At 63.5% G+C, this 25338-nt stretch carries 29 protein-coding genes and 1 tRNA gene; 9 read left to right on the top strand and 21 right to left on the bottom strand.

Annotated elements, in window-relative coordinates:
* Position 1: 1 nt before the first annotated feature.
* From HD841_RS03315 to HD841_RS03300, 4 genes are read right to left on the bottom strand one after another with little or no spacing between them, the layout of a single operon-like run.
* Positions 2–1447: a phage portal protein gene (locus HD841_RS03315; protein ID WP_179507443.1), complete on the bottom strand. Its 1446-nt coding sequence runs from the start codon at positions 1445–1447 to the stop codon at positions 2–4.
* A gap of 5 nt (positions 1448–1452) precedes the next feature.
* The gene (locus tag HD841_RS03310; protein ID WP_179507442.1) at positions 1453–1659 is read right to left on the bottom strand and encodes a phage head-tail joining protein; all 207 of its coding nucleotides are present in this window, start codon (positions 1657–1659) and stop codon (positions 1453–1455) included.
* Positions 1659–3665 (bottom strand): phage terminase large subunit family protein, encoded by a 2007-nt coding sequence (locus HD841_RS03305; RefSeq protein ID WP_179507441.1) that lies wholly within the window; start codon positions 3663–3665, stop codon positions 1659–1661. The genes HD841_RS03310 and HD841_RS03305 overlap by 1 nt, the downstream gene beginning before the upstream one ends.
* The gene (locus HD841_RS03300) at positions 3634–4131 is read right to left on the bottom strand and encodes a terminase (RefSeq protein WP_179507440.1); all 498 of its coding nucleotides are present in this window, start codon (positions 4129–4131) and stop codon (positions 3634–3636) included. Before HD841_RS03300 ends, HD841_RS03305 begins: the two co-directional genes overlap by 32 nt.
* 712 nt (positions 4132–4843) lie before the next feature.
* Here HD841_RS03300 and HD841_RS03295 point away from each other — a divergent pair.
* On the top strand, positions 4844–5380 hold the full coding sequence (locus HD841_RS03295) for a hypothetical protein (protein WP_179507439.1): 537 nt from the start codon (positions 4844–4846) through the stop codon (positions 5378–5380).
* Positions 5381–5473: 93 nt separating this feature from the next.
* Here the strand turns inward: HD841_RS03295 and nusG are convergent, their stop codons facing one another.
* A complete protein-coding gene (nusG, locus tag HD841_RS03290; RefSeq protein ID WP_179507438.1) occupies positions 5474–6043 on the bottom strand; it encodes a transcription termination/antitermination protein NusG in 570 nt (189 codons plus the stop codon).
* Between the two features lie 72 nt (positions 6044–6115).
* Positions 6116–6694: a hypothetical protein gene (locus HD841_RS03285; RefSeq protein ID WP_179507437.1), complete on the bottom strand. Its 579-nt coding sequence runs from the start codon at positions 6692–6694 to the stop codon at positions 6116–6118.
* A gap of 34 nt (positions 6695–6728) precedes the next feature.
* Here HD841_RS03285 and HD841_RS03280 point away from each other — a divergent pair, with 34 nt between their 5' ends.
* Complete coding sequence (locus tag HD841_RS03280) at positions 6729–7106, top strand: PilZ domain-containing protein (protein WP_179507436.1); 378 nt, start codon at positions 6729–6731, stop codon at positions 7104–7106.
* Between the two features lie 74 nt (positions 7107–7180).
* Positions 7181–7321 carry a hypothetical protein gene (locus HD841_RS03275; protein WP_179507435.1) on the top strand — a complete coding sequence of 47 codons (141 nt, stop codon included), beginning with the start codon at positions 7181–7183 and terminating at the stop codon, positions 7319–7321.
* Between the two features lie 58 nt (positions 7322–7379).
* Here HD841_RS03275 and HD841_RS03270 read toward each other — a convergent pair whose 3' ends face one another.
* From HD841_RS03270 to HD841_RS03245, 6 genes are read right to left on the bottom strand one after another with little or no spacing between them, the layout of a single operon-like run.
* Entirely contained in the window at positions 7380–8333 is a 954-nt protein-coding gene (locus HD841_RS03270; protein ID WP_179507434.1) for a DUF1376 domain-containing protein, read from the bottom strand.
* Positions 8330–9775 carry a replicative DNA helicase gene (locus HD841_RS03265; protein ID WP_179507433.1) on the bottom strand — a complete coding sequence of 482 codons (1446 nt, stop codon included), beginning with the start codon at positions 9773–9775 and terminating at the stop codon, positions 8330–8332. The genes HD841_RS03270 and HD841_RS03265 overlap by 4 nt, the downstream gene beginning before the upstream one ends.
* The gene (locus tag HD841_RS03260; RefSeq protein WP_179507432.1) at positions 9772–10779 is read right to left on the bottom strand and encodes a DUF7146 domain-containing protein; all 1008 of its coding nucleotides are present in this window, start codon (positions 10777–10779) and stop codon (positions 9772–9774) included. Before HD841_RS03260 ends, HD841_RS03265 begins: the two co-directional genes overlap by 4 nt.
* Positions 10776–11246 (bottom strand): hypothetical protein, encoded by a 471-nt coding sequence (locus HD841_RS03255; RefSeq protein ID WP_179507431.1) that lies wholly within the window; start codon positions 11244–11246, stop codon positions 10776–10778. Before HD841_RS03255 ends, HD841_RS03260 begins: the two co-directional genes overlap by 4 nt.
* A complete protein-coding gene (locus HD841_RS03250; RefSeq protein ID WP_179507430.1) occupies positions 11243–12160 on the bottom strand; it encodes a hypothetical protein in 918 nt (305 codons plus the stop codon). Before HD841_RS03250 ends, HD841_RS03255 begins: the two co-directional genes overlap by 4 nt.
* Positions 12157–12396, bottom strand: a complete 240-nt coding sequence (locus HD841_RS03245) for a hypothetical protein (RefSeq protein ID WP_179507429.1) — start codon at positions 12394–12396, stop codon at positions 12157–12159. Before HD841_RS03245 ends, HD841_RS03250 begins: the two co-directional genes overlap by 4 nt.
* A 71-nt stretch (positions 12397–12467) precedes the next feature.
* Here HD841_RS03245 and HD841_RS03240 point away from each other — a divergent pair, with 71 nt between their 5' ends.
* From HD841_RS03240 to HD841_RS03220, 5 genes are all read left to right on the top strand, one after another.
* Positions 12468–13214: a helix-turn-helix domain-containing protein gene (locus tag HD841_RS03240; RefSeq protein ID WP_179507428.1), complete on the top strand. Its 747-nt coding sequence runs from the start codon at positions 12468–12470 to the stop codon at positions 13212–13214.
* A 68-nt stretch (positions 13215–13282) separates the two neighbouring features.
* The gene (locus HD841_RS03235) at positions 13283–14296 is read left to right on the top strand and encodes a hypothetical protein (RefSeq protein ID WP_179507427.1); all 1014 of its coding nucleotides are present in this window, start codon (positions 13283–13285) and stop codon (positions 14294–14296) included.
* Positions 14297–14567: 271 nt separating this feature from the next.
* Positions 14568–15119, top strand: a complete 552-nt coding sequence (locus HD841_RS03230; RefSeq protein WP_179507426.1) for a hypothetical protein — start codon at positions 14568–14570, stop codon at positions 15117–15119.
* Positions 15116–15502 carry a thermonuclease family protein gene (locus HD841_RS03225; RefSeq protein WP_179507425.1) on the top strand — a complete coding sequence of 129 codons (387 nt, stop codon included), beginning with the start codon at positions 15116–15118 and terminating at the stop codon, positions 15500–15502. Before HD841_RS03230 ends, HD841_RS03225 begins: the two co-directional genes overlap by 4 nt.
* Positions 15499–15702, top strand: coding sequence for a helix-turn-helix transcriptional regulator (locus HD841_RS03220; RefSeq protein WP_179507424.1), 204 nt, complete (start codon positions 15499–15501; stop codon positions 15700–15702). Before HD841_RS03225 ends, HD841_RS03220 begins: the two co-directional genes overlap by 4 nt.
* A gap of 99 nt (positions 15703–15801) precedes the next feature.
* Here HD841_RS03220 and HD841_RS03215 read toward each other — a convergent pair whose 3' ends face one another.
* From HD841_RS03215 to folK, 5 genes are all read right to left on the bottom strand, one after another.
* A complete protein-coding gene (locus HD841_RS03215; protein ID WP_179508076.1) occupies positions 15802–17094 on the bottom strand; it encodes a deoxyguanosinetriphosphate triphosphohydrolase family protein in 1293 nt (430 codons plus the stop codon).
* Positions 17095–17126: 32 nt separating this feature from the next.
* Entirely contained in the window at positions 17127–17348 is a 222-nt protein-coding gene (locus HD841_RS03210; protein WP_179507423.1) for a hypothetical protein, read from the bottom strand.
* Positions 17349–17732: 384 nt separating this feature from the next.
* Positions 17733–19001 carry a tyrosine-type recombinase/integrase gene (locus tag HD841_RS03205; protein WP_373562916.1) on the bottom strand — a complete coding sequence of 423 codons (1269 nt, stop codon included), beginning with the start codon at positions 18999–19001 and terminating at the stop codon, positions 17733–17735.
* 156 nt (positions 19002–19157) lie between these two features.
* Positions 19158–19233: transfer RNA gene (locus HD841_RS03200), tRNA-Lys, on the bottom strand.
* A 20-nt stretch (positions 19234–19253) separates the two neighbouring features.
* On the bottom strand, positions 19254–19730 hold the full coding sequence (gene folK, locus HD841_RS03195) for a 2-amino-4-hydroxy-6-hydroxymethyldihydropteridine diphosphokinase (protein WP_179507421.1): 477 nt from the start codon (positions 19728–19730) through the stop codon (positions 19254–19256).
* A 22-nt stretch (positions 19731–19752) separates the two neighbouring features.
* On the opposite strand from folK, the gene HD841_RS03190 reads away from it, so the two are divergent.
* Positions 19753–20454 carry a uracil-DNA glycosylase gene (locus tag HD841_RS03190; protein ID WP_179507420.1) on the top strand — a complete coding sequence of 234 codons (702 nt, stop codon included), beginning with the start codon at positions 19753–19755 and terminating at the stop codon, positions 20452–20454.
* Here the strand turns inward: HD841_RS03190 and aguB are convergent.
* From aguB to rpsD, 4 genes are all read right to left on the bottom strand, one after another.
* Positions 20442–21302 carry an N-carbamoylputrescine amidase gene (gene aguB, locus HD841_RS03185; protein WP_179507419.1) on the bottom strand — a complete coding sequence of 287 codons (861 nt, stop codon included), beginning with the start codon at positions 21300–21302 and terminating at the stop codon, positions 20442–20444. The two genes, HD841_RS03190 and aguB, sit on opposite strands and share 13 nt — an antisense overlap.
* 139 nt (positions 21303–21441) lie before the next feature.
* Positions 21442–22416 (bottom strand): agmatine deiminase family protein, encoded by a 975-nt coding sequence (locus HD841_RS03180; protein WP_179507418.1) that lies wholly within the window; start codon positions 22414–22416, stop codon positions 21442–21444.
* Entirely contained in the window at positions 22413–24053 is a 1641-nt protein-coding gene (locus tag HD841_RS03175) for a M28 family metallopeptidase (RefSeq protein WP_179507417.1), read from the bottom strand. The genes HD841_RS03180 and HD841_RS03175 overlap by 4 nt, the downstream gene beginning before the upstream one ends.
* Before the next feature lie 573 nt (positions 24054–24626).
* A complete protein-coding gene (gene rpsD / locus HD841_RS03170; RefSeq protein ID WP_179507416.1) occupies positions 24627–25241 on the bottom strand; it encodes a 30S ribosomal protein S4 in 615 nt (204 codons plus the stop codon).
* Positions 25242–25338: the final 97 nt, after the last annotated feature.

Genomic DNA, 25338 nt, shown 5'->3' with positions numbered 1-25338 from the left:
CCTATTCGGCAGCCGTCGCGGGTGCGGCTTCCGCCGGCGCGTACTGGCTCGGGGGTGCATCGCCGGCGAACACCAGGTTCGCATCGCGATTGGCGGCGCGATCCTCGGCGATTTCGGTGCGCAGTTGCTCGGGGTCGTACCCGCGCGCGACGACCAAGTTCGGGCGGCTTTCCAGACCTGCCGCCATCTCCAGAATGTCAGCCGTGGCTTCCTTGGCGCGATCGATGCTTTCGAACGGCGGAGGCGACCAGCCCATCTCGTAGACCCGGTTCGGCATCAGACCCGCAGTGAAGGCTGCTTCCTGAAAACGAGCTGCCACGCGGTCGAGGAACACGGGGATCAGCGTATTGTACTGGATGCGCCCCGTAGACCGCTGGAACTCGAGGTTTCCGGCGCGATAGCTCGAATAGTTGACGTTGGAGAGGTCGCCGAAATGCTCGTAGGTGATGCCGGCACCGGCTGCCGCAGACAGAAGCGCTAGCCGTAGGATGTCGTTTAGGCCGCCGGAAGCTTTCGGATCGCCGAACTTCACGCTCTCGCCTGGCGCGAGGCGGCTGACCATGCCCGGAGTCAGTCCCTCGCTCTGGATGCCGAGTGGACTCGCTTCCGCGTCCCCCTGCAGCTGCCCGAACACCACGCCATCATCGTCGACGCCCTGGGTGATGAAAGCGGCGAAGCAGGCCTCGATGTTCTTGCGGACCAGTTCGGCCTCGACGCTCTCGTCTATGTCCCCGAGCCGCTTGACGATGGTGTTGAAGACGCTGTGACCGCGGCGCTGCCCCACATATTCCTGAACGAACAGGTGAATGACGTCCGCCGCGGGTACCCGGACCGTGCGATACGATGCCCACCGCTGGCTCGGGCGGCCCTCATAGAAGTGGTAGGCGACGATCCGTCCGCGGGCGTCGCACTCGACGCCGTCGGATACGTCATTGCCGCCGTGACTGTAGACCGACGTGGCCAGCATGCCAGCGTCGAGCAGCTGAAGACGGAGTGGGACCGAACCAGCGGCCTCGGCGAGCGACAACGTCTGGAAAACGACGAACACCTCGCCCTCGCGGAACATGGTGCGAACCGCGAGCTCTTGCAGGCCGTTAAAACCCAGACGACCGTACCAGTCGCACGTCTTGAGCCAGTCGTTCCACAGCTTGCGGAAGGTGGTCGGCGCCTTCTTCGGGGCGCCAGTGATGCCCCAACCGACGGTGTTATTCACCAAGGCCGACAGCGCCTTGCGCGCGAAGGGGTCAGACGAAACCAAGTCGATGACGCGCTTGCGATCCGTCGCCCGGGCCGGGCGGGCATCGTCAGGATTCCCGGTGTTACGGTCCCAGTCACCTGGCTTGCCGACATACCTCTGCGATTGCTTGTTGAGATGGCCGATCGCGCGCCGGGCTGCGGCACGCTTGGCACCCCATACCGGTGAGACGGCGGCAATGGCGCGGTCCATGACATTCATCGACGAATAATCCGTCCGACGGTGGTCCGGAGGCGACCTGCACGCGCAGCGGCAGCCACCTCTTCCTTCATGTCGTTGCGCAGTGCGCGCATGTCGGCGAGCGTCTGATATTCGACCTTGCGCCCATCGGCGTAGGTAACGCTCCGGATGCCGGCAGTGATCGATTTGCTGAGCGCTTCGAGATCACTCTGGGTGTACGCCATCAGCGCCTCCTGCGGTTCAGCCAGTTGCTGGGCGGCTTGGGCGCCGGTGGTGTCGGTTTGTTAGTCCTGATGACCTTCGGCGCTGGCTTCGGAGGCGGCGCAGACTTCTTCGCAGCCGGCTTCTTCTCAGCCGGCTTGGGCGGATCAGGCTCCGGCTCTTTCTCGAGCAGCACCTGCCACTGTGTGGCCGTCCAGCGATCAGCGCCAAGGGAGAAGGCCACGGCACGCGCATAAACGGCGTTATCCAAGGCCTCGTTGCGATCGCGAACCTTGTGCCATTCGCGCCGGAAACCGCCATTCCGCAACCGGATCATCCGCAGTTCTTCGGCGACCAGCTGCTTGATCCACTCGTCGGTCGTTCCGTCCGGCAGATAGACATACCCCTCAGGGTAAGCCTCGCCGTCGACCGGCTTCTCCTTCTCAAGGTCTCCGAACAGCTCGAGCTTCAGCATCGAGGTGCCGACATTCCAAAGCCGGACGCCCTTTTTCAGCTTGCGGCCGCCGACCGTTACATCCTGCCAGCTGGGCGCACCGATCGGCTGGTTGGCTGCGATCGCGTGCCGTCCCTTCACCGCCATGGCGAAGCCTGGGTGACGCCGGGCCCACCCGTACACCTCCATGGTGTTCTCGCCGTCGCCGGAATCGACAGCCACGCGGGCGAGTTTCATCGGCCGGCCGTCTTCGCTGGTCCAAGTCCGAGCAACCTGCTCGTCGAGTTTCTGCCAAGTCTTCTTGTCAGCGATCGGCCCGAACACCTCGATGCGTTCGATGAACTCGCGCCGCCGGTCCTGTCCAAAGGCCCAGATATCGAGATCGATGCGGCCGCCGCCGCCGCGCTGAACATCGGCTGCGCCGATCAGCAAGCCTGCCTTGGCAGATGGGGTGCCGAGCCGCATCGCCTTCTCCCGGCGATCATAGAGGCGCTGCCATTCCGGCGCTTCGCCGCGCTCTGCCCATGCCTCGCCGAGGACCTGATTCACGAACGTCCGCAAGAGGTTGGGGTCCTTGCGGACCTCCATGAACTCGCGCGCGATCTCTAGCCATGCGGCGCCGGGGTGCTGGCTGTACGCTGCCCAGACGTGGAAAGAGCGATGGCGCGGAAACTGTGCCGGATTATGGGCACGCCACTCGCCATTCTCGTCCATCCAAGGCTTCTCAGCCTCGTCGATCTCGCATCCCTGCTCGCACTGATACCAAGCGCGGGTTGGGATCTCCTTCGGTGCCCAGTGGATGCCGGGGCCGGTGCCGTCGCCGAACACCAGCGTCTGCATGTGCCCGCACTTGGGGCAGGGGACATACCGGTATTCCTGGCTGCCCTGCTCAAACAGCTGATCGATCCGGCTGAAGCCCTTCACCTTTGGCGTTGAGCCGGCAGCGCTGAAGCGGCGCGGGGATGTCAGGTTGCGCTTGAACGCGAGGCGGGCCGGGTCGCCCTCTTCCTTTGATGCCCAAGGGTAGCCGTCGCACTCCTCGAGGAACACGTCGTCGGCGGTGACGCGCCGGAACTCCTTCGGGCTGTTCGCGCCCTTGATTTGGATCCAGCCGCCCTTGTAGCGCTTCGCCCTGATCTGGTTGTCGGCGTGCCGCGGCTTGAACGTGGCGACCGATCGGACGACCGGCCATTGCAGCACGGGATCGAGATCGTCGCGGCTGAACTTCTCCGCGTCGTCGATCGTCGGCTGGTAGATGAGCGTGCGCGCCGGGTCGAATTTGATGCGCCAGGCGACGAAGCATTGCAGGATCGTCGAGTAGCCGATGCGGCTGCTCTTCCGGACGGACAGCTGCGCGGTCTCGGGATCGGTGAACGCGTCGGCGATGTCCGCTTGAAACGGGAATGGCCGGATACGCGCGCCGTCATCCGACCGGGCGTGCTCGACCATGAACTTCGACAAGGGCGGGCGCTCGCGCGGCTGGCAGGCGGCGAGCCACCCCGCAGCGAGGGCAACGCCGTGCGCGCCGGGTGCGCGGTAAGGCTCAGGCGCCCCCTTCGTCTTCGGGCTCGCCATCGTCAAAGCCCCCGCCGCGCGCCTCTTCAATCCGCGTCATGCTCAGGTCGGTGAGGACGTTGTTGATCTCGCTGTCGATGCGAGCTCGCAACTTGGTGTCACCCTTGGCGACGCGCGCGCCGACCTGCTGCAGCTGGGCGACAATCATGACGATCACCCCGGCGCCGGCGGCGACCATGTCGGGCAGCGAGGCCAACTCGCGCCGCCGCTCCGCGTTATCCATCGCTTTGGCGTCAGCCTGCTCTTTGGCGAGGCGCGCCTGCTGCTGTTCCTTGTCGAGCGCGTCAGGATCAGCCGCCTCGACGCCATACTTATTCTGCGCCCACGCTTCGATGTTCTCGAGGAGCGACGCACCATCCGCCGGCAGGTCGCCTTTGGAGCGGAGTTCCCCGATCCATCGGCTGGAGCAGCCAAACAGCGCGGCAAGCTGCGGCCGGGTCGGCTCTTCGAGGTCGATCTGCGCCACTTCCCTGCTCCATCTGGTCAAAGCCGCAGAAAAGCGTCGGTTTCCCTACCGGGGAGGAAGAACCATAGGCCATGTCGTGCCTAGCGATCTTCTGCGCCTTCGCCCCCCGTACTGCTCAGATGGCCCGGAAGGACCCGTCGGGTTCGGCCTTTTATCGGTCCGGATCGGCTCAAGTCACACCGCCCCAGTCCGAGTTTGTCTTGAGTGACCGAGTTGGACTGGATCCTGCGATACTCGGAGATACGCTAATCAGAGTGGCAGGTATGCATGCATACCGATGCGTTAATGGCGAACTTTGCGGGTCTTGTAAGGTTCGGCTGCGATCTTCGGTCCATGACCGTCGACGATCTATGGAACGAGGCCCTCGTCTGCCTTCATCGTGCCACACATAGCGATCACGCCAGTGACGCAGCGCTTCTAAAAGACCGCGCAGCCGAACTGATCAAAGCTGCGGATCTATTCGACCACGGTCCGCGATCTTGGATGAGTGCTGAAACGTTAAGCTAGCGGGCAGGACGGCAGTCGCTTCCACCATACCGCAGGCCGAACGCTCGACGCGTGCGCCTTTGCTCCCACTGCTCAGAGCAGCCGGAGGAATCCAACCGAACCTTGTATGACGATCTTGTCGATGGCTTTTGTCGTTAACCATCAAAGGGTCTCGTACGAGGGAGCCGATCTTCGTACGGCAGGTTGAGCCGCCAAGGGGATCATCGTGTCATCGATCATGAACAAGCGCGATTTGGCCGCGAAGCTCGATGCACATCAGTCGGCGGTATTGCCGATCGTCTCGTGGGGCATTCGGCAGATGCACCGGGAAACCTCAACTGCGTCGCTGACGAGCGAACTCACAGCAAAGCGCATGGAGCTAACCCGCCTCCTCGTCGACTACGCCCTCTTCAAACACCGCGACGTGTTTGCGCCTGCCATCGCGATGGGTGGTGACCAGGCAGTCGAGGGCATGCGTCTCAAGGCTGCCTGCATCGAAATGGGCGAGCGATATCGCGCCTTCATCCGGTCACCTGACAGCGGCCAGCGCATCCACGATTGGTCGTCATATCGATACGAGGCGCTAGCAATGGCGATTGAGCTGCACGAGCACTTGGTCAGCGAACGCGTGGCAATCCGAAAGCTGCTTGGTTTGCGATCGAAAGACTTGCCTGTTGAGGAGCTGGCTATCGACGAGCCGCTTTTTCACGAGCCTCAGCATCAGACAGAGCCTGAAGAAGAGGAAGAGATCGATTATATCTAAAGTGGCTGAGCCATGCCGTAGGACAACACCAGAAGCGCCTGCCTCGGTGAGTAGGGACGACGGTGGCCAGCCACTGCAATCGTCGCAGGCCGCTTAGGCGGCTAATTCCGTTGTTTGTACTTCATCCGTTCCGAGTAGCCAAGCCCCGATTTTCATGTTGATGGTGCCGAACGCGACAAGCACGAACTTACCGTCACCGTTCGCCACCACTTCGCCGGAAAGTCCCGCGCCAGGTCCCTCCGATACTCGCACCGGTTGCCCCACCACGAACGACTTGCGTGTGCCAACCAGAGCTGCGCGACGCCCCCGCTCCTCCACTCTCCGAGCTTCAGCCACTTCGCTATCCAAGATCAGCGGAACACGCCCAAGATGACGGAAGATCGAAAAGTCTGGATGAGAACTGAAGGGCTGAGCTGCAATCCGAGCGAGATTGGCGAGCTGATGAGCCCGGGCGAACACGAAAGTCGGCATAATTGGCGCGTCATAGGCGATCCGTTCCCGGGTCCGGCCGCGACGCTTGGTAAGCGTTTGCACGGGCGTCCAGACGTCGAGGCCCGCGGCAGCGAGAGACTTAGCCAAAGGTAAGGTACGCCCGCCGCTGGTGCGAAGAATGCACCAGCGCATGCTGGCACCGTCATGATCCTGCTGCTTGATCCTCGCCATCTTCCCCGCTCGCCTTGCCAATATTGCCAGTAAAAAATGATTTCACGCGTTGCGCCGAATGGCCGGCAATGCCTAAGGCTCCTCGGGCACATGAAGGGGCTGCAAGGCACAATGACGGCGAAGTTTGATATCAATCACTACCCGGATGACGGCCTCTTGCTCATCACCATGTCTGGCTTTTTTGAGATCGCTGACATTGAGGCATTTGCCGTTGCGAGAGATGCCGCCCACACGGAACTCAAGTGCGGGCCAAATCAACATCTGACGCTTGTCGACATCACCCAGATGAGCATCCAAAAGCAGGACGCGGTCGCCGAATTTCAGCGGATTTTGTCCAACCCAAAGACGGCTTCCAAGCGGATCGCATTCGTCGTTCCACGCTCGTTGGCCAGGGGGCAGATCCAGCGCGCAGCCCAGGGTCGTAATGCCGAATACTTCGAAACAATCGCTGAGGCCGAGGAATGGCTGATCAGCGGAGTGCGGAAATAAGACGACGGCGTTCTGCTGCCGCAGCTCCGGAGACGGAGCATCGCGCCAGCCGGAGGGAAGCACAAGCTTTGCCGATCCCGCGATACGGAGCAGGCTGAGCGCCGCCGGCACGCTCAATGCGCACGACTGGTAATCGGCTTTACCGAAGCGAAAGGAACGCAACGCTACAGGCTGCCTGCGCCCCCGGAGAAGACCGATGAAATTAGTCGTAGGCCTACAAACCGAACGTCGTGCCGCTCGCCGCAGTGAGCTCGCACTGGATGGCATGGTGAGCAACGATGCAGCCCAATCAGCTTCAGTCCTGGTCGAGGAACTCTCGACAACCGGCTTCCTGATGCTTGCGGCAGTACGGCTGAACGTCGGCGACGTGATCCGCGTCAATTTGCCCGGCATCGGTGAGCACGAGGCCGACATCGTCCGCCAGGACGGCGTCCGATTTGGCTGCTCGTTCGTGGTGCCCCTGACAGCCGACGAGCGAGGTGCGGTCATCAAGCACTTCTTCGAAGCGAGCGATGAGCGGCAGCATCGGATGCTCAGCGGCTGGCGTCCCGGCAACGAAGCGTTCGCCGCGTAGGAGCGTCCGCCGGTGCCACGCGCCCGTCGACGGCGAGGACACCCACCAATCACGACATCCCAAGGAGACGACCGATGACCTGCTACGTCGTGCTGAGCACCTTCATCGCTGCCAACCTCGCCGTAATCGCAGGGGTGTTGCTGAACCAGCGTGGCATGAGCGAGCTGCGTGCGCTCAACCGCGTCGGTGAACGTCGAAGCAAGCCGCGGGACTGACCACAGCAACCGCTGCGCCACCGACCTTCCCGCGACGTTGGTTGACGAGCGTGGCCCCTCAACCACCGATCGCCTCCGCCTGTCTGGCACTGACCGGCGGCCCAGGGATCGCCATCCGCCGGTAGCGCTCGGCCGTAGCGTGGCTGACAGCCCGAGCCTCGTCCTCGACGTTGCTCGCCGACGCCATCCGGGCCTCGATCCACGACACAGGCTCAGCCTTGCCCTCAGCGCTGACCAGCGCCTCCCGGACCCATGGCTCGCCCTTCGACTTCCGCCATTTGGCGATCAGCCCCCTCGCCTGCCGCTCCGACACCCCCGCCTTGACCAGCAGGGCGACGCCAGCGTCGAACAGGACCTTGCTCGGATCTTCCAAAATCGGCGGCGAAGCGCCCGTAGCGTTAGCTACGGAACTTCTTCTTTCTTCTTCTGTCCCGTCCCGTCCCGTCTTAGCCGTGACTGTCCGTGTGACAGGTGGCGTGACAGGTGCGTGACCGGAGCCGGAGTGTCCGGCGGAATACTGCGTGACGAGTTCGCGTAGATCCTTGGTCTTCGTGTTCCAGTCGGGCGTGACGCCAACCGCCTCCAGCTGTTTGAACAGCTCGGACCTGGCAGCCCGCTCTTTCGCCTTGCGCTGCGTATCGGCAGTCCGCGCAACGCGATCCTGCTGGCGCTTGCCCCAAGCGATCACCGCCTGCTCGGCAAGCGTGGGGTGATAGAGGCGGCCATCGCTGCACCTCACAAAACCGTGCAGTGCCTTGTCCCTCAGCTTCAGCCACGTCTTCACGTCCCGGCCGAGGTCGGCAAGGCGACATAGGGCCGCGTCGTCGTCGGGCAACGAGCCGGCGGGGCATTGCGTCCACGCCGCCCACCAGAGCGTCAGCGCGGCGCGCCACTCACTGTCGCTGGCGGTGCCGTTGAAGTCGCTGCCGAACAGGCGCTGTCCAAGCAGCGGCATATACTCGAGGCCCCGCAGATCGCAGTCGGGCGGTGTCATGGGATCAGGTAGCGTCACCGAATTGCTCCGCCGTCTTGAGGGTTGGATTGCTGGTAGAACTCGCTGCCGCGGACGGCAGAGTTGGCGCCGAAGAACCAGCCGACAGCCTTGCCCGTGGGGCCGCTGCGACGCTTCGGGACCAGGAACTCGATCTTGTTGCGCACCGCTTCCATGTCGGTGCGCCACGCCTCGTATTTGCTCCCGAAGTGATCCTCGGGCTCGCTGCGGCGGAGATACTCCTCCTCGCGGTAGACGAAGAGGATGACGTCGGCGTCCTGCTCGATCTGGCCGCTGTCGCGCAGGTCCGACGGCATAGGCCGCTTGTCGGGACGCTTCTCCACCTCCCGGCTAAGCTGGGCTACCGCCATCACGGTCAGGCCTTCCGCTTTGGCGAAAGTCTTGAGGCCAATGCTGACCTCGCTGGCATGCTCGTAGGGCGACATGCCCTTGCGGCTGTGCGCCATCAGCTGGAGGTAATCGACGACGACGAGCTCAAGCTTCTCGCCCTTAGCGGCGAGGCGGCGCTTATGGGTGCGCGCCTGGCGAGTCAGCTTGGACAGCGTCAGGCCGGACGTCTCGTTGATCTCGAGCGGCAGCGCGTCGAAGCGCTGCTTGGCATCCAGCACCGCCGCCAGATCATGCCCGCGCACTGTGCCATCGCGAACATCCTCGTAAGGCACCCCTCCCCTCGTGGTGAAGGTCATGTCCGCCAGCATGCGGCGGGTGAGCTCGTCGGCACTCATTTCCAGCGAGAAAATGAGCACCCCGTGACCGCGCGACGCTGCGCCAATCGAATAGGAGGTGACGAGGCTGGTCTTGCCCATGCCAGGCCGGCCGCCGACGACGACGAGGTTTGCCGGCCGCAGCACGCCGATCGCATCGTCGAGCGAGCCGATCATGCCGCAGCGGACGCCGACGATCGGCTGCCCGAAGCTGTCGATCACCGCCTGCGCGTAGGTGCCGACTGGCGCCTGGGTGGTAACGACCTGCTCAGCGAGTTCGGCGACAGCCTCGTCTGCATTGGCGAGCAGCTCTTCCCGGATAACGCTGAGATCACGCGCTGAGTGCACGACGTCCTGCAGCCCGGCCACCATCCGCCGCCGGCTCGACAGCATCGTAATCTGTTCGAAGTACGCCTTGGTCCGCGCCCGCGGACCAGAATTGAGAGAAGCCGCGGACAGCACGGCAAAGGCGCGCGGCCAGTCGGGATCTTCGCCAAAGTGCGGCGCCAGCGTCACGGCATCGACGTTCGCGCCCGTCGACGACTGGTCGAGCATCTGGTCGAAGACGCGCCCGTACAGCGGCACTGAGAAGTCGCGGCCGCGCAGGCGATCGGCGATTAAGTCAATCAGGCGATTGTCGTTGATGAGGTCGCCAAGCAGGCCGATCTCCGCCTCGACGTTGGCGAGCGCGATACCCTGCTCAGCAGCGGCGAACTGCTCCTGAAATGAGCCGCTCATGCGCGGATGCCGCGGAGCTGATCGTTCCAGTCCTTGTAGCCATCTGCCGGCCACATCGTGCGCGTCGCAAAGCCACGCTCTAACAGGTCTTCCTCGGCCTGCTCAACCGCAGCGCGGCCAGCGGCATCGTTCTGACCGGCGATGACGATCGACACGATGCGTGGCGGATAGTCGATGAACGGCATCATTGCAGTGCCAAGCGTCACCCACACCTCTGCGCCCAGCTCCTGCGCGAGGCTCAGGCCGTCCTCCGGCCCCTCGGTGAGGATCAGTTCATGGCCGTAGCTGTCGGCGTCGGAGTTGATCCGCAGTGCCCCGCCCTTCACTCGGCCAAGACTGCGCTTCGGCTTCTCCATGCGCGCCTTGCGCTTGCCGCCGTCAGCGAGGAACACGCGCTGCAGGCCGATCAGCTGGTCATCGCCATCGATGACCGCACCTATGAGCGCCGGAAGATCGGGACCGCACTGACCGGTATCGTCGTCGTACCAGGCCGGTGTCGTGGCGAAGCGGATGGTATGCGGGATCGGCATGATGATGCCGCGGCTGCGCAGATAGACCTCGGCGGGCGTACCCGGCGCCGGCACCGCACGATCCCAGACATCGCGGGCCCGATCGATGGCGCGTTGACGGTCCGCCTCGTCTTCCTGTGCCGCCCTGGCGCGCTGGGCAGGATCGACGCCCGGCAGACTGGCGGCACCGAGCCATCGCATTGCATCCATGAAGCCGATGTTCTCGGTCTTCATGACGTAGCTGACGATGTCGCCGGACGCGTTGCAGCCGAAGCAGTGATACGTGCCCTTGGCATCGTTGAGCTGCATCGACGGTGTCTTCTCGCTGTGAAAGGCGCACAGCGCCCGCTTCTCGTTCTTGCCAGCGCGGGTCACCTTGCGGGTGCGCGCCACCACGTCGCTGATGTTGTATCGCTGCTTCGCCTCGTCGACAGCACGACGGAAGGCAGCCTCGCGCTCGGCACGTGCGACACGATCAATAGGACGGCGGCTCATTGTCCCCTGCCCTTCTCAGCCGCGATCATCTCCAGCCATACGCAGGTGAGCGCGTTGACGCGGCGTATCAGTGCCTCGTGCGGCAGCAGTTCGTGCGTCTCGGTCAGCTGGTCGGCTTCGATGGCGATCACGGCCGGCAGCAGGTTAGCGAGCGTCAGCGCCGCACTCTCGTCACCGGTGCAGATCGCGCCGGCATCCGCCCAGCGGCCACCGACCAGCGCGAGAAGCGGATCCGCGAACCGTCCGCCCCACTCGTGGCAACCCGCCAGGAACGTCGGCAGATCGATCGGCGAGGACGTGTTGGCATAGGCGGCCGCGCGATCGTCGGACTTGCCGAGTACCCGACCCATATCCGCCCAGGTCGCAGCGTCATCGGTCTTGATGCTGGTAAGGATCGCATTCTGTGCGTCGACCGCGGCTGACGCGGAGAACGTGCGACGGCGTCCGTGGATGTTCGGTGCGGTCATGCGGCAATCCCCGCGGCATGGTGAAAGACAGAAAAGCTCGAGCCGAGGTACGGATCACCGTGATGGCGCTCGCAAACATGACGGCGGCGATCGTCGATGCGATGCGCGACGCGGAGGTGCCGAACCATGTGGTTCACACTTTCCTCAACGCGTTCGATCGGCTGAACGACATTGTGCTGGACGGCGCGCCCGCGACGATCCTCAGCGAGATCGTGCAAATCGTGCGTACGACGGTGCCGGACAATGACTAAGGTCGGGGTGACCGCGCGCGTTTCGGGAGAAGTCGCGATCACCCCTGCATCCGTCCCGCAGAGGGGCGAGCGGCGAAGACCCGGCACCGGGGAGACAATGCGAGCCGGCGGATGCTGGTTCGCCATTGCCTGCTTCAGACTGCACGAGCCAACGGAGAAGAATGCACACTCAGATTGGCGGAAGCGATTAACCTGCTGCCCTGGGCTGTGGTTCTGCGAACATGCCTTGCGAACGGATCGCCAGACAGCCATCCACGCCGCAAGCAGATCATCGAGAGGCTTTCTATGCTCGACCCCGACATGCCCCTGCGCACCGCCGCCGGCAGCGACACCGCCGTTGCGTTCGCTCTGTTCCAGCATATCGCCGAACGGGACCCGCAGTCCGTCGCAGCGAAGGACGACGCTATCGCTGTCTTTCGCGAATGCATGGAAGCCGTCGGCCACCGGGCGGAAGGTACTAGTCATGAGCCGCGACCGATCCGGCTTGGGGGCGAATGAACAAAAGCGCGATCTCGACAGGCTGTGGCGCGCTATCCAGATAGCGCTCGTTGGCGATAGCGCGGCAGCGACGGGCGCCATCGCCTTCACCAAAGCAGCGACGACCATCGCAACGATGCGATCATCAATCTCGATGGATTGTGCTGGGGTGAAAACCGAAATCACGCGGCGCGCCGTGCGGGAGCATCGGCAACAGCATCAGTTTCGCGGGGGACAAAAAGTTCAATCGAGAGCTCGACCCCGCGCACCGCTGCCGCACCCTGAATCTGGCGCCAATATTTCGGCGGGATTGTACCCGAGCGGTTTCGCCACTGACGGACGGTCACATCCGAAAGTCCGATATCGTCAGCCATCGCTTTTGCGGAGGGCCACACGGCGAAGATGGGGTCGAGGTTTGACATCCGCTATCAGTACTAAAAGTATCGCTGCGCGGCAATCCCTTTTGTACCGTTCCTGATGATAGAGTGCCTCCATGACTTCACCTGACGACCATCCCCACGATCGCCTCCGCTCCGCACGCGAACGCGCTGGCTTTGAATCCGCCGCCGAAGCGGCGCGAGCATTTGGATGGCCGGAAAGCAGGTACCGTCATCATGAGAATGGAACGCGTGGCATTCCCCTCAAACATGCCGAAGCGTACGGTCGAGCCTATAAGGTGTCACCTGCATGGATAGTCGGCTTTAAAACAGAGCAAGGATTGTCCACCCGCGAAAAGCTTCAAGCATCTCTACTAACTCTGGATGAGATTTTAAGCATAAAGGATATAGATGAGGCAATACTAGACAAGTTCAACATTGCGCTTATACCAAAGTTAACCACGTCGAGATTGTCGGGTTTTAAGGCTGTGGCTCAGGACCCATACGAACCATTAATAATGGACAAGTCTCTTATAAAGTCGTTGGTTCCGGACTTACGTAAGATCAACCTCCGCCTTCAGGCGGTCGAGATAGACTCGGATCTAGAGTGGAGCACCCTCAAAAAAGGATCGACCATAATTATTGATCGCCGGTATTCACCGGATCCAATGAGCGACCATCTTTGGCTGGTCGGCTTCGACAGCGGCATGTCTGTATGCCCTATTGATGCCGAAGGCGAAGACATCCTCATCCTCAATGCGGATAAGGAGACGGTTCACCGTGCGTCCAAGGCAGCGCTGGAGGTATGGGGTCGGGTGGTCTGGATGGGAGGGCCGTCCGGTACATTTGGTATTGCCAAGTAGGCAGTACATATAGTATCGATACTTCTCAGCAGGCTGCTTCCCGGCCTGCCGTATGATGGAGAAGCATCATGGCATCGCAGCCGCTCTACCAACCCTATAGCCCGCCGGCCCCTGCCGCCGCGCTTCCCAACATCCGCGTCGCCTTCTCTAATAGTGCCGCGGCGATCGCGGTCCAGCGCAGGCTTGCGGAGATGCCGGCAGCCGTCCGCGACGCGACGTTGGACGAGGTCGCCGCTGCGGAGCGGCTCGCCGGCCTAGCACGTGAGGTTGGCGCCGATACCAAAGCGCTGATCGCAACTGCGCGTCATGCCCTCTCGCCAGCGATGTTCAAAGCGTTCGTAGCCTGGGGCGAGGCTACTGCGCGGTTTGCAGGCGAGCGCGAGGATGACGACGAGCTAGGCTACCGTCTTTGTGACGCTCACACGGGCAGTATCGATGCGGTTACGGAGACGCCGGCGTGTTCGATGGATGACCTGTTGCTCAAGGTTTGGATTGCGGCAATCGAGGCATCGGACAGCCGCGTCATGGGGCCGCTGGCTATCAATAGGGCTCGTCGAACGCTGATCCACACCACTATCGCTGGACTGATCCCCGATCTGCAAACAGCGTCGGCCGTCACATGCGGTCTTGATGCGATCGCTCGCAAGGCTGAGCCCGCAACGACAACTGCGAGCTGGCCTGCTCTCCTCGCAAACGTGATCGCCGACGCCTTCGCCGCTGAGAAGGTCAGTGCAACATATAATGCGCTGCAGGCTGCGGGCACCGGAGACCAGTGGAGCGAAGCCCTCGCAGCATACAAGGCAGCCCGCGCGATATCCGACCAATGTCCAATCGAACACCCCCAGGTCGATGCCCTCTGCGACACATACTGCATGGCCATGGATCATCTGATTGATCGGGTCCCGGCGCGCAACCTGGGGGACGTCGTCACCAAGATCGATCTTGCGCTGGAGCGCGCCGGTGGATCTGTAGACGAGCTGTTTGCCGATCACGCTCGGGGGATCATTGCGGATGTTAAGCGGTTGGCGACCAAGCAGCCCAAGGCTTCATTAGTCAGCCGCCAGCCGGAGCTGGGTGCATGACCTGCGAACGCGTCTGCGCTAACTGCGCCCATTGGTCCAATACCGAGCCGTCTATGTCGACCGGTATCAGGCGCCCGCGCGGTGCCAACGAGGAAATCGGCACCTGCCTCCTGTCAGGACCCACGGTCGTCAGTCTGGCGGGCATCATCGTTAGCGTCTTCCCCGAAACGCATGCAGATCGGCACTGCGGCGATTGGACCGAGGAAGACGACGGCGGTCCGGACGATGGAGAGACGGTTGTACCGTTCCCTACGACGGCAAGGCTGGCGGCATGATGAGCTTAGCCATCAGCCGCGAGCCAGCTGACTTAGTAACCGGGCGTGCTTCGATCGCGCACGCTCGCCATCGCGGCGAACCCAGCCCCCGCAACGAGGGACGTAGCGAACCATGCACCCAGCACACCGATGACGAACATTCAAACCTCTCTCTCACCAGCTCATTGATCGGCCGGCTGCTCGTTATCTCGAACAGATTTATCGCGATAACAAGCCAGCAGGGTTGCCTTATTGTTGATAGGCTTTTCGGGCCACCGATCTACGCTGTTGCTGCCATGTCACAGGCCCGCGCATACCCTGCGCCGGCGTCGCCGTTTCACCGCATCGCCATTGAAAAACACCGCTTCGTCGCTGAAAGATCTGGACCGTTATGGACCGCTCTCACCTTCCAGCTCGTCTTTCGGATCTGCCGCGGGACCAGTGCCTTCGAGCGCTCCATCAGCGTGCCGCCGATGCGCGTGCTCAGTGGCTCAAACTGCGGGCGCCCCGGCCGTCCTTCTGGAGCCGTCTGTTCGGCTAAAACTCGAACGAGCGAGGTGGCAGCATGACGCCCCTGCCGCCATTCGTTTGCGAGGTCGTGAAGGTACACGATGGCGACGGCCCGCTGTGGTGTCGCTCAGGCCAGAAGGTACGCGTTGCCGGCATCCAGGCACCGGACTTTGAAAGCGCTGAGCCCTGCCGTCGTCCCGCCGCTCGTCGCGTAACGTACACCTGCGATGATGCGGCGGCCCGGCGCAGCCAGCAGATCGTCAGCCGCCTGACGTTCAACCAGCGGCTGGTCTGTCAGCCGATGGGGACGAGTTACAAGCGGGTGGTTGCACGCTGCACCTTACCCGACGGTCGCAGTCTTTCCTGCGCCACGATCGCGGCCGGCGCCGCCGTTCGATGGGACAGCTACTGGCGCCGCTATAAGATGGGAGAGTGTCGATGACCGGGGAGCAGCGTAACCGCCTTGTCCGGCTGCCGGAGGTGAAGGATCGTACCGGGCTGTCGCGCACGTCGATCTACCGGAAGATGGAAGCTGGCGAGTTTCCGCTAGCGATTAAGCTCAGCACCAACGCAGTGGCCTGGCGGGAGACCGAACTAGAGAGGTGGATCGCAGCGCCGATGGAGTGGCAAGATGCGGCGTAGTGTAGGCCGCTCATGCTGCTAGGACGAACTGTGAAATATACGTAGTTCAAACAGCCAGTCTTTACATGCGCTCAAGCCGCTAATTTGTGGCGCTAGCAGCTAGCGCACTATGGGGTCTAATACGGATCCAGCAGCCGTTCCGTACAACCGACCATACAGTGCGGTCGCTTGACCTTCTGTTAAACTGGCGATGCAGTCAGCCGCGAAACGCGGTATTGAAAATTTTGCCTCGTCCCATAGATACGAGAGCCTCACAGGCAAGAAGCCCGGGCGTCCTTTTTCTCGCACAGCTCCTTCAGAAATAGCGCTGTAGAGACCTTGAATGATTCGTTGTTGCCCATGCTGCTGAGCAAGAAGTGTAGGGCTTGTGATTACATAATCTCTGGTAATTTGCTTTAGAATATAAATTTCAGCTTCTTCTTCTTCACCCCGTATTACGGGCTGACCTGCCATATCTGGATTGAGCCTGGTAGCCTGCACATATCGCCCGATCAGCGTGGATGTAAGAGCGCGCAACGCAACCCGATGGTAGCGAGATCCGTCATACGGCTCTTCGATGATAACTTCCCAGCCTGCGAAATAGCCGGCAAGCCGCGCTACTGCATCCTCAAGTCTTTGCTTCGCATCGCTTGGCGCGCCAAACCACGCTTTTTGGGCCTTTCGGACGAGTTCCGACGAATGAGTTGTATGAAATATCAGATGCCATGGTATCACCCCGGCGCGATGGAAATCCTCAAGGTCATGAACGGAATAGGCTATATCGTCAGCCCAATCCATGAGCGCAGCTTCCGCCGTCTGTCGATCATCATGCTCGTGATACTTGCGCGCGAATAGGAAAGCGTCTTTATCGCTCTCATAGCACGACCACTTTTTTGACCGCTTGGGGTCGTCAAGGTCACGAAGCCAAGGGTACTTTAGAATCGCCGCAAGGGTTGCGCGCGTCAGGTCAAAGCCGGGATCCTGGTCAAACCGAACACCTATCCGTGTGGCAATCCTAAAAGACTGCGCATTGCCCTCGAAACCATCAAAGTCGCCCGCGGCTTCGACCAGCCGGTTGAGCGTATGCTCGCCGATGTGCCCAAAAGGAGGGTGTCCTAGATCGTGAGCAAGACAAGCCGCTTCAACTACCTCTGGATGAATTCCCCAATTACGAGCAAGACGCGGCGTTTGCTTGCCAACAAACTCAGCAAGACGACGGCCGACCTGCGCAACCTTAAGCGTATGCTGCTGCCGTGTATGAAAGTACTCTGCCTCCCCAGCGCGCACAACCTGAGTTATGCCAGCTAAGCGATGGAAGGCAGATGAGTAAAGTACACGATCCCTATCGCGTCCAAACGAGGCCCTTTGGTCTGCCCCTGCGGCATTGTGGCTACGCTCTCTACGTGCCTTCAAATCCCAGCCCAAAGTGCCCCCGTCGCCTGATGTTAGGCAGCCTGCAGCTGCTTAGCCCTCACGCTCAACAACATGCCGCGGCCGAGTTCGATCTTCCCTCGATCAAGACATCGCTGGATGGCGCGTTGTGCGTCTCTACTAGGGTGCTGCTGTTTTACAAGCGCGTCAACCAAATCACGCGCTGACACTGCTCCTAAATCCGCAAGAACGGCGAGCACCTCGTCGTCGGTTGGGATTTCGTGCATATGGGTCATGTTACATACCCTCCATTCTGTTACAGCATCGGTACAACGTGATTTTACGCCCAGAAACGTGCTATACACGCTGGACGTAAATGCCGTGTTACCGGTTTGGACAACGCTTCAGTGGGAGCCTTTTTCCGCTTTGACCGGAAATAACTTCCAAAAACGTGATGATGCGTGTTGACCCCGCCGTCAACAAATTTTGCGTTTCTGACTTCGAAACGCTGCTCTCAAGGCCATGGGGATGGGCTCTGGACCGAGCCCTTACGCAATCGAGCTGTAATGAAACAGATCCATGGGCGCGGGGCGGGCGGTCTCCTAACACCAGCGCTCAGCGGTTACACATAGAACAGTGCGGGGTACGGATGAAGCGAGAATGATTGCAACGCCTCAGCCCTAGGCCACCGAGTGCCTTCTCGTAGAAAGCAGATCCGCCCACTCCTGCGCGATCTCCCGCCGCCTCGGCATATAGGCAGCCCGGTTATACGCCATCTCCGAACCCGACTCCCCCTTAGGCCGGTGCGCTAACATAGCGTCGATGATGGCACGATCATCCGGTCGGCGCTGCTCGACCGCGCGCTCATTCATGATGGTGGAGAAGGTCGACCGCCAGCCGTGCGGTACGTGCCGGCCGCTGTAGCCGTTTCGCGAGTACATATATCCCAGTGTGTTCTCGCTCATCGGCTGACGCGTCGAGCGGACGCTGTGAAAGACATAGGGGAAGCGCCCCGTCAGCCGTCGGGCCTCGTGCAGCACCTCGACAGCCTGCCAGGATAGCGGCACGACGTGCTCGAACGCCTCATCCGCCTTGTTCTCCATCGCCAGCTTCATCCGCGCCGCAGGGATGCGCCAAAGGGCCTCTGGTGCCGGCGCATCCGGGTCTGACCAGTCGATTCCCTCGAATTCCTTCCAGGGCACCGCACGCAGGATGCCAGGCCGGACAGCCGTCAGGGCCAGCAGCTTCGACGCGAGCTTGGTCATCGGACCCGAGGTGGACGCCTCAATGTCGGCGAGCAGCTGGCGAGCTGCGGCGAGGTCCTTCAGCGCCGGCTGCTTGCCGCCCGTCGGTGTCGGCTTCAACGCCTTCTTGATCCCGACGGACGGATCGCCGGTGACGAGCCCTTCGGCCATCCCGTAGCCAAACACCCCTGACACGTGCTGGCGGAGGCGCTTGGCGGTGTCGATCGCGCCACGAGCCTCGACCTTGCGGAGCATCCGCAGGATCATCGGCCCATCTACGTCCAGGAGCGGCAGAGAGCCGATCTCAGGGAAGATATCGCGCTCGAGGGCCTGGATGACCTTCTTGCGCTGCACAGGCGACCAGCGGGGGCATTGAGCCTCGTACCAGCGCCTCGCCACGACCTCGAAGGTCGCGCCAGCCGATGCATGCGCCCGCATGGCGCGCTTCCGCTTCTCGATCGAGGGATCCTGGTTGTTGCGGAGCTCGGCGCGAGCTTCATCCCGCCGCTCGCGCGCCTCCTTCAGCGACACCTCAGGGTACCCGCCGAACGTCAACACCTTCTCCTTGGCGCCGAATCGGTATTTGAAGCGCCAGGATTTGAAGCCTTTGGTGGTGACGAAGAGGTACAAACCGCCTCCGTCAGCCAGTTTGTAGTCCTTCTCAGCGGCTGCGGCTTTGCGCGCCTGCATGTCGGTTAGTGCCACGATGCCCCCACCTTCCGGTTCAGGTACCCCCAGGATGCCCCCGGATGGTGCTCGCATGCATGATACCCGACGGGACACCGCGCGACAAGGAATCGAGGGTTTTCTGCGGTTTTTGGGATGATTTGGGACCGGATGGATGCCCCCGGAAAGCGTCGATGGTGGGTCCGCCGGGGCTCGAACCCGGGACCTCTCGATTAAAAGTCGCTTGCTCTACCGACTGAGCTACGGACCCCCGCCATCGATCCGCGGCACCTAGGGGCGAGCGCGCGGTCGGTCAACTGCATGTGCCAATTGGCGGATCGATCGCCCATCGACCGGGTGGCGCCAGCCGGGCGCGATCCGGGCGAGCGGAGCGAGCACGAACGGCCGCTCGGCGAGCGCCGCATGCGGCACCATCAGCCGCCGCTCGCGCCAGATGCCGCCCGACCACAGCAGGATATCGAGGTCGACCACCCGCGCGCCCCAGCGCCGCCCGCGCCGCCGCCCGAAGGCGGCCTCGATACGCTTGAGCCGGGCGAGCAGCACCGGCGGCGGCTCGTCGCTGGCGATCAGGATCGCGGCATTGGCGAAGCGGCGGATCGACGGTCCCAGCGGTGCCGAGCCGATCACCGGGGACGCTGCCACCAGCCCGCCGATTGCCGCGATCGCCGCCCGCACCTCGTCCGCCGGGCCGCCATGCCGCCCGCGCCGGTTCGATCCGATCCCGATCGCATAGATTGCCGTCGCCATCCCGGGCCTTTAGGCGAAAGCGATGACCTTCGATACGCTCGCGCCCGATCCGGCGACCACCGACCTGCCCGCCCCCGATCCGCTCGCCGCGGTCGAGCCGCCGCGCGACTGCCCGCGCTGCCCGCGGCTCGTCGCGGCGCGCGAGGCACTGCGGCTGGACAATCCGACCTGGTGGAACGCGCCGGTGCCCGCCTTCGGCGACCCCGCGGCATGGCTGGCGATCGTCGGGCTCGCGCCCGGCCTGCACGGCGCCAACCGCACCGGGCGGCCGTTCACCGGCGATCATTCGGGCACCTTGCTGTTCGCGACGCTCGGCAAGCTCGGCCTCGCCACCGGGACGTTCGCCAACCGCGTCACCGACGATCTCGCGCTGACCGGCGCGATCATCGTCAATGCGGTCAAATGCCTGCCGCCCGCCAACAAGCCGACGCCGGAGGAGATCCGCACCTGCCGGCCGTTCCTCGACGGCGAGATCGCCAGCCTGCCCAACGTCCGCATCGTCGTGGCGCTGGGGCAGGTCGCGCATCAGTCCGCGGTCAAGGTGATGGGCGGCCGCCTGCCCAAGGCGAATTTCGGCCACGGCGCCGAGCATCGCATGCCCGACGGCCGCATCCTCATCGATAGTTACCACCCGTCGCGCTACAACCAGAACACCGGCCGGCTCGACGAGGCGATGTTCGAGACCGTCTTCGCCCGCGCGATCGCGCTGCGTCAGACGTCCTGAACGAGCCGCCCGTACAATTCGGGCCGGCGATCGCGGAAGAAGCCGAAGGCGGCGCGGTGCCGCTTGACCCGGTCGAGGTCCAGGTCTGCGACGATCACGCCTTCCTCGTCGCGGCCGAGTTCGGCAAGGATGTCGCCACGCTCGTCGGTGATGAAGCTGGTGCCGTAGAAGGTCTGGCCGTGTTCGACGCCGATCCGGTTGGCGGCGACGACCGGCACGACGTTGGACACGGCATGGCCGACCATCGCGCGCCGCCACAGCCGCGCGGTGTCGAGGCTGGTGTCATGCGGCTCGCTGCCGATCGCGGTCGGGTAGAACAGCACCTGCGCGCCCATCAGCATCAGCGCGCGCGCGGTTTCGGGATACCATTGGTCCCAGCATACGCCGACGCCGAGCGTCCAGCCCGGCGCGGCGGGCGGCGCCGGCCAGACCTTGAACCCGGTGTTGCCGGGGCGGAAGTAGAATTTCTCCTCATAGCCCGGGCCATCGGGGATATGGCTCTTGCGATAGACGCCCTGCACCTCGCCGTCGGGGCCGATCATCGCGAGGCTGTTGTAATAATGCGGGCCGTCCGCCTCGAAGAAGCTGGTCGGGATCGTCACCTTCAGCGCCTCGGCGAGCGCCTGCATCGCCAGTACCGCCTTGTGCTCGCGCACCGGCGCGGCATTGGCGAACAGCCCTTCGTCCTCGACGCGGCAGAAATATTCGCCCTCGAACAATTCGGGCGGCAGGATCACCTGCGCACCGCGTCCCGCCGCCTCGCGCACCAGGCGCGAGACGTTGGCGATGTTCGTATCGATATCGTCGGAGAAGGCGAGCTGCAGCGCGGCGACGGTGATCTGGGTCATGCGCGCCACATAAGGGGGCGGAGGCGAGTCGTCACCCCTTGCGTGTGGCGCGGGTGCTCGTGCGCTCCACCCGTCACCCTTGACTCGTTCCGGGGTGACGGAGTGGGTGAAATCGAAGATCACCCACTCCGATCGGTAATCACCCTCGCGACGGGATCTGCTGGCTGATGCAGTGGAAGCTGCCGCCGCCGGTCAGGATATGGTCGGCGCGCAGCCCGACGGCCTCGCGATCCGGGAACAGGGCCTGTACCGCGCGCACCGCGGCTTCGTCGTTCTCCGCGCCATAGAGCGGCACCACCACCGCGGCATTGCCGATGTAGAAGTTCATATAGCTCGCCGGCACGACCTCTTCGTCGCGCAGCACGCGGCCCGGCGACGGGATCGTCACCACCTCCAGCCCGGCGGCGCGCGCATCGCGCAGCGCGAATTGATAGACCTGCCAATTGGGGTCGTTCTCGGCCGCCTCCGGCAGCGCCAGCTTCCCCTCGCCGACGAACCGGGCGAGATTGTCGACATGGCCGTCGGTATGGTCGTTGAGCAGCCCGTCGCCCAGCCACACCACCCGCGTCAGGCCCAAATCGCTGCGCAGGCGCGCCTCGATCTGCGCCTTGTCGAGCGTCGGGTTGCGATTGGGGTTGAGCAGGCATTGCTCGGTCGTCACCACCGTGCCGGTGCCGTCGCCGTCGATCGCCCCGCCCTCGAGCACCCAGTTGCAATATCCGACGCGCAGGCCGCGCTGCTGGGCAAGGCGCAGGCCGATCGTGTCGTCGCCGGGCAGGTCGTATTTTCCGCCCCAGCCGTTGAAGCCGAAGTCGCACGCCTCGCCGGTGCCGAGCAGGATCGGCCCCGTGTCGCGCAGCCAGATGTCACCGAACGGCTCGACCACCACCTCGGCGAACGGCGCCATCCGCCCGGCGGCGGTGCCCGCCTCGGCATCGGCAGCGACCAGGATCACCCGCTCGCCGCGGCCATCGGCATGGACGGCGCGCGCGAAGGCGACCACTTCCTCACGCGCGGGATCGAGATCCTCCTCCCACAATTCGGGATGGCTGGGAAAGCCGATCCACACGGCGTCATGCGGGGCCCATTCGGCGGGCGGCGGCAATACGGTCACTTGGCGGCTCCCAGGCTGGCGCGGCTCTTGTCACGGATCGCGCGGAATTCGTCTCCGGGCGTCCAATTGGGCCACTCGCGGCTTTCGGCAAGATCGCGCGCGATCATATAATAGAGGCCGACGTCCTGCTGCACGCCGCTCCAGTCCCAATTGGGATCGTATTCGTCGGAGGGCGCGTGATAGCGGTTCTCCTCATAATCCTTCGCCGCCGCCTGACCCGCGGCGAGCCCGCCCTTCACCAGATTCTGGCCGGTCTCGAAATAGACCATCGGCACGCCGTGCTTGGCGAGGCTGAAATGGTCGGAGCGGTAATAGAAGCCCTTCTCCGGCGTCGGCTCCGGGGTCGCGGTGCGACCCTGGCGCTTGAGCGCGGTGGTCAGATACGCGTCGAGCTGCGACTTGCCGGGCCCGATCACGATCACGTCCTTCGCCGGCCCGTACATGGCGAGCGCATCCATGTTGGCGCCGCCGACGGTCTTGGCGAGCGGGTAGACCGGATTCTCGCCGTAATAGGCCGAGCCGAGCAGCCCGGACTCCTCAGCGGTCAGCGCGACGAACACCATCGAGCGGCGCGCCGGGCCGGCCTTGGCATTCGCTTCCGCCAGCGCGACCAGCGCTGCGGTACCATCGGCATTGTCGACCGCGCCGTTGCAGATATCGTCGCCGTTGACCGGCGTGCAGCGGCCGAGGTGATCCCAATGCGCCGACAGCAGCACGTATTCGTCCGGCGCCTCGCGCCCCGGCAGGATGCCGACGACATTGTGCGAGATCTGCTTCTTGATCTGGTTGTCGAAGCTCACCGAGGCCTTCAGCCCCAGCGGCACCGGCTTGAAGCCCTTGATCTTGGCGGCGGCGGCAAGGCTGTCGAAGTCCTTGCCGGCGCTGGCGAACAGCGCGCGCGCCTGGTCGAGCTGCATCCAGCCGTGCGCGGCGGTGTCGTCCATATGGCCGTTGGCGGCATCGGCGACATGCGCCGCGCCGGTGTTGCTCGACTGGACGACGTTCCAGCCATAAGCGGCGGGTTCGGTCTGGTGGACGATGATCACCGCCGCCGCGCCCTGCCGCGCGGCTTCCTCATATTTGTACGTCCAGCGGCCGTAATAGGTCATCGCCCGGCCGTTGAACGGGCCGGTCAGCCCCGCAGTCTGCCAGTCGGGGTCGTTGATCAGGACGATCACCGTCTTGCCCTTGACGTCGAGCCCGGCATAATCGTTCCAGCCCTTCTCGGGGGCATTGATGCCGTACCCCGCGAAGACGATGGCGCTGTCCTTGACGTCGATATGCGGCGTGCCGCGATAGGTGCCGATCACCATGTCCTTGCCGTAGGCGAGGGCGAGCGGCGTCTTGCCGCCGGTGATCGTCAGCGGGGTGACGTTCTGCGCGGTGATCTCGACCAGCGGCACGTCCTGCAGCCACTTGCCCTTGTTGCCCGGCTTGAGCCCCGCCTTGGCGAATTGCTGCTGGAGGTAGGCGAGCGTCTTCTCCTCGCCCGCGCTGCCCGGCGCGCGGCCCTCGAAGGCATCGGACGACAGGGTCTTGGTAACCGCCTTCATCGTCTCGACGGAGATCGGCGGCGCGGATTGGGCGAGCGCCATGCCCGGCGTGGCGAGCAGGGCCGCAAGAACGAGACGACGCATCGATTACTCCGCATGAAGGGCGTGACCGGCCTTTTGCCGCCGGGCCGCGGGCTTGTCCACGGGCGGGTGCACGGCGCGCGGGGATGAAGGCTTTTGCGCGCAGAGGCGCAGAGGACGCAGAGGGATTACGCCAATGCCGCCGAAGGCGTCTTCATAACGCATCTGGAAGCCGCCCAGCCCGACCTGAGCGCATCATCCTCCGCGCTCTCTGCGCCTCTGCGCGCAAAATGAATCACGCGAAGGCGCGAAGGAATAGGGAGAAGAACCATGCGCGGCCCGTCGCGTAGCCCATAGGTTCGCCACGCCCACCCCGTCACCCCGGACTCGTTCCGGGGTCCACCGTGCCGCAAGCGCGCGCTCACGCCTCAGGCCCCTCTCCTCGCCGCGGAGTGGACCCCGGAACGAGTCCGGGGTGACGGCTCTGACGAGGCAATGCACCGAGCCTCATCACGGCTGCCATGAGCTATACCCCGCCCCAAGCGGAACACCTTCGCGTCTTCGCGCCTTCGCGCGAATCAAAAAGGGCGGCCCGCAAGGACCGCCCCTTCAAATCCGAAACCGGAAGAACCCGAATTAACGCGAGTAGAACTCGACAACCAGGTTCGGTTCCATCTTCACCGGATAGGGCACTTCGTCGAGCGTCGGAACGCGAACGAAGGTGACCTTGGCATTGCCGTCCGGTGCGACGTAATCGGGGATCTCACGCTCGGCGAGGTTCTGCGCCTCGAGGACGAGCGCCATTTCCTTGGCCTTGGTGCCCAGCGTGATCTCGTCGCCGACGAAGCAGCGGCGCGACGCGATGTTGCACTTCACGCCGTTGACGCGGATGTGACCGTGATTGACGATCTGGCGCGCAGCGAAGATCGTCGGCGCGAACTTGGCGCGATAGACGATCATGTCGAGGCGCTGCTCGAGCAGGCCGATCAGGTTCTGGCTGGTGTCGCCCTTCATGCGGGCCGCTTCCGTGTAGCAGGCCTTGAACTGCTTCTCGGTGACGTCGCCGTAATAGCCCTTGAGCTTCTGCTTGGCGCGCAGCTGGATGCCGAAGTCCGACACCTTGCCCTTGCGGCGCTGGCCGTGCTGGCCCGGACCGTATTCGCGCTTGTTGACCGGGCTCTTCGGCCGGCCCCAGATGTTCTCGCCGAGACGACGATCGAGCTTGTGCTTGGCGCTATGGCGCTTCGACATGATAATTCCTTGGCAACTGTAACAACGTGGTCCCACCCCATGGCGAACCATGCGGCAGGGTTTGTCCCGGTATCGCTCTGCTGATCCTTGCGGGGCA

Source organism: Sphingomonas melonis (assembly GCF_013409985.1).
Taxonomy (GTDB): domain Bacteria; phylum Pseudomonadota; class Alphaproteobacteria; order Sphingomonadales; family Sphingomonadaceae; genus Sphingomonas; species Sphingomonas melonis_A.
Note: the sequence above shows the minus strand (reverse complement) of the source record. Positions and strands in the feature narration are given on the sequence as shown.

Excerpts from the sequence above, each read along its gene's own strand:
- HD841_RS03315 (WP_179507443.1), bottom strand. The coding sequence starts at position 1,447 with ATGGACCGCGCCATTGCCGCCGTCTCACCGGTATGGGGTGCCAAGCGT.
- HD841_RS03310 (WP_179507442.1), bottom strand. The coding sequence starts at position 1,659 with ATGGCGTACACCCAGAGTGATCTCGAAGCGCTCAGCAAATCGATCACT.
- HD841_RS03305 (WP_179507441.1), bottom strand. The coding sequence starts at position 3,665 with ATGGCGAGCCCGAAGACGAAGGGGGCGCCTGAGCCTTACCGCGCACCC.
- nusG (WP_179507438.1), bottom strand. The coding sequence starts at position 6,043 with ATGGCGAGGATCAAGCAGCAGGATCATGACGGTGCCAGCATGCGCTGG.
- HD841_RS03280 (WP_179507436.1), top strand. The coding sequence starts at position 6,729 with ATGAAATTAGTCGTAGGCCTACAAACCGAACGTCGTGCCGCTCGCCGC.
- HD841_RS03275 (WP_179507435.1), top strand. The coding sequence starts at position 7,181 with ATGACCTGCTACGTCGTGCTGAGCACCTTCATCGCTGCCAACCTCGCC.
- HD841_RS03265 (WP_179507433.1), bottom strand. The coding sequence starts at position 9,775 with ATGAGCGGCTCATTTCAGGAGCAGTTCGCCGCTGCTGAGCAGGGTATC.
- HD841_RS03260 (WP_179507432.1), bottom strand. The coding sequence starts at position 10,779 with ATGAGCCGCCGTCCTATTGATCGTGTCGCACGTGCCGAGCGCGAGGCT.
- HD841_RS03255 (WP_179507431.1), bottom strand. The coding sequence starts at position 11,246 with ATGACCGCACCGAACATCCACGGACGCCGTCGCACGTTCTCCGCGTCA.
- HD841_RS03245 (WP_179507429.1), bottom strand. The coding sequence starts at position 12,396 with ATGTCAAACCTCGACCCCATCTTCGCCGTGTGGCCCTCCGCAAAAGCG.
- HD841_RS03240 (WP_179507428.1), top strand. The coding sequence starts at position 12,468 with ATGACTTCACCTGACGACCATCCCCACGATCGCCTCCGCTCCGCACGC.
- HD841_RS03235 (WP_179507427.1), top strand. The coding sequence starts at position 13,283 with ATGGCATCGCAGCCGCTCTACCAACCCTATAGCCCGCCGGCCCCTGCC.
- HD841_RS03230 (WP_179507426.1), top strand. The coding sequence starts at position 14,568 with ATGATGAGCTTAGCCATCAGCCGCGAGCCAGCTGACTTAGTAACCGGG.
- HD841_RS03225 (WP_179507425.1), top strand. The coding sequence starts at position 15,116 with ATGACGCCCCTGCCGCCATTCGTTTGCGAGGTCGTGAAGGTACACGAT.
- HD841_RS03220 (WP_179507424.1), top strand. The coding sequence starts at position 15,499 with ATGACCGGGGAGCAGCGTAACCGCCTTGTCCGGCTGCCGGAGGTGAAG.
- HD841_RS03210 (WP_179507423.1), bottom strand. The coding sequence starts at position 17,348 with ATGACCCATATGCACGAAATCCCAACCGACGACGAGGTGCTCGCCGTT.
- folK (WP_179507421.1), bottom strand. The coding sequence starts at position 19,730 with ATGGCGACGGCAATCTATGCGATCGGGATCGGATCGAACCGGCGCGGG.
- HD841_RS03190 (WP_179507420.1), top strand. The coding sequence starts at position 19,753 with ATGACCTTCGATACGCTCGCGCCCGATCCGGCGACCACCGACCTGCCC.
- aguB (WP_179507419.1), bottom strand. The coding sequence starts at position 21,302 with ATGACCCAGATCACCGTCGCCGCGCTGCAGCTCGCCTTCTCCGACGAT.
- HD841_RS03175 (WP_179507417.1), bottom strand. The coding sequence starts at position 24,053 with ATGCGTCGTCTCGTTCTTGCGGCCCTGCTCGCCACGCCGGGCATGGCG.
- rpsD (WP_179507416.1), bottom strand. The coding sequence starts at position 25,241 with ATGTCGAAGCGCCATAGCGCCAAGCACAAGCTCGATCGTCGTCTCGGC.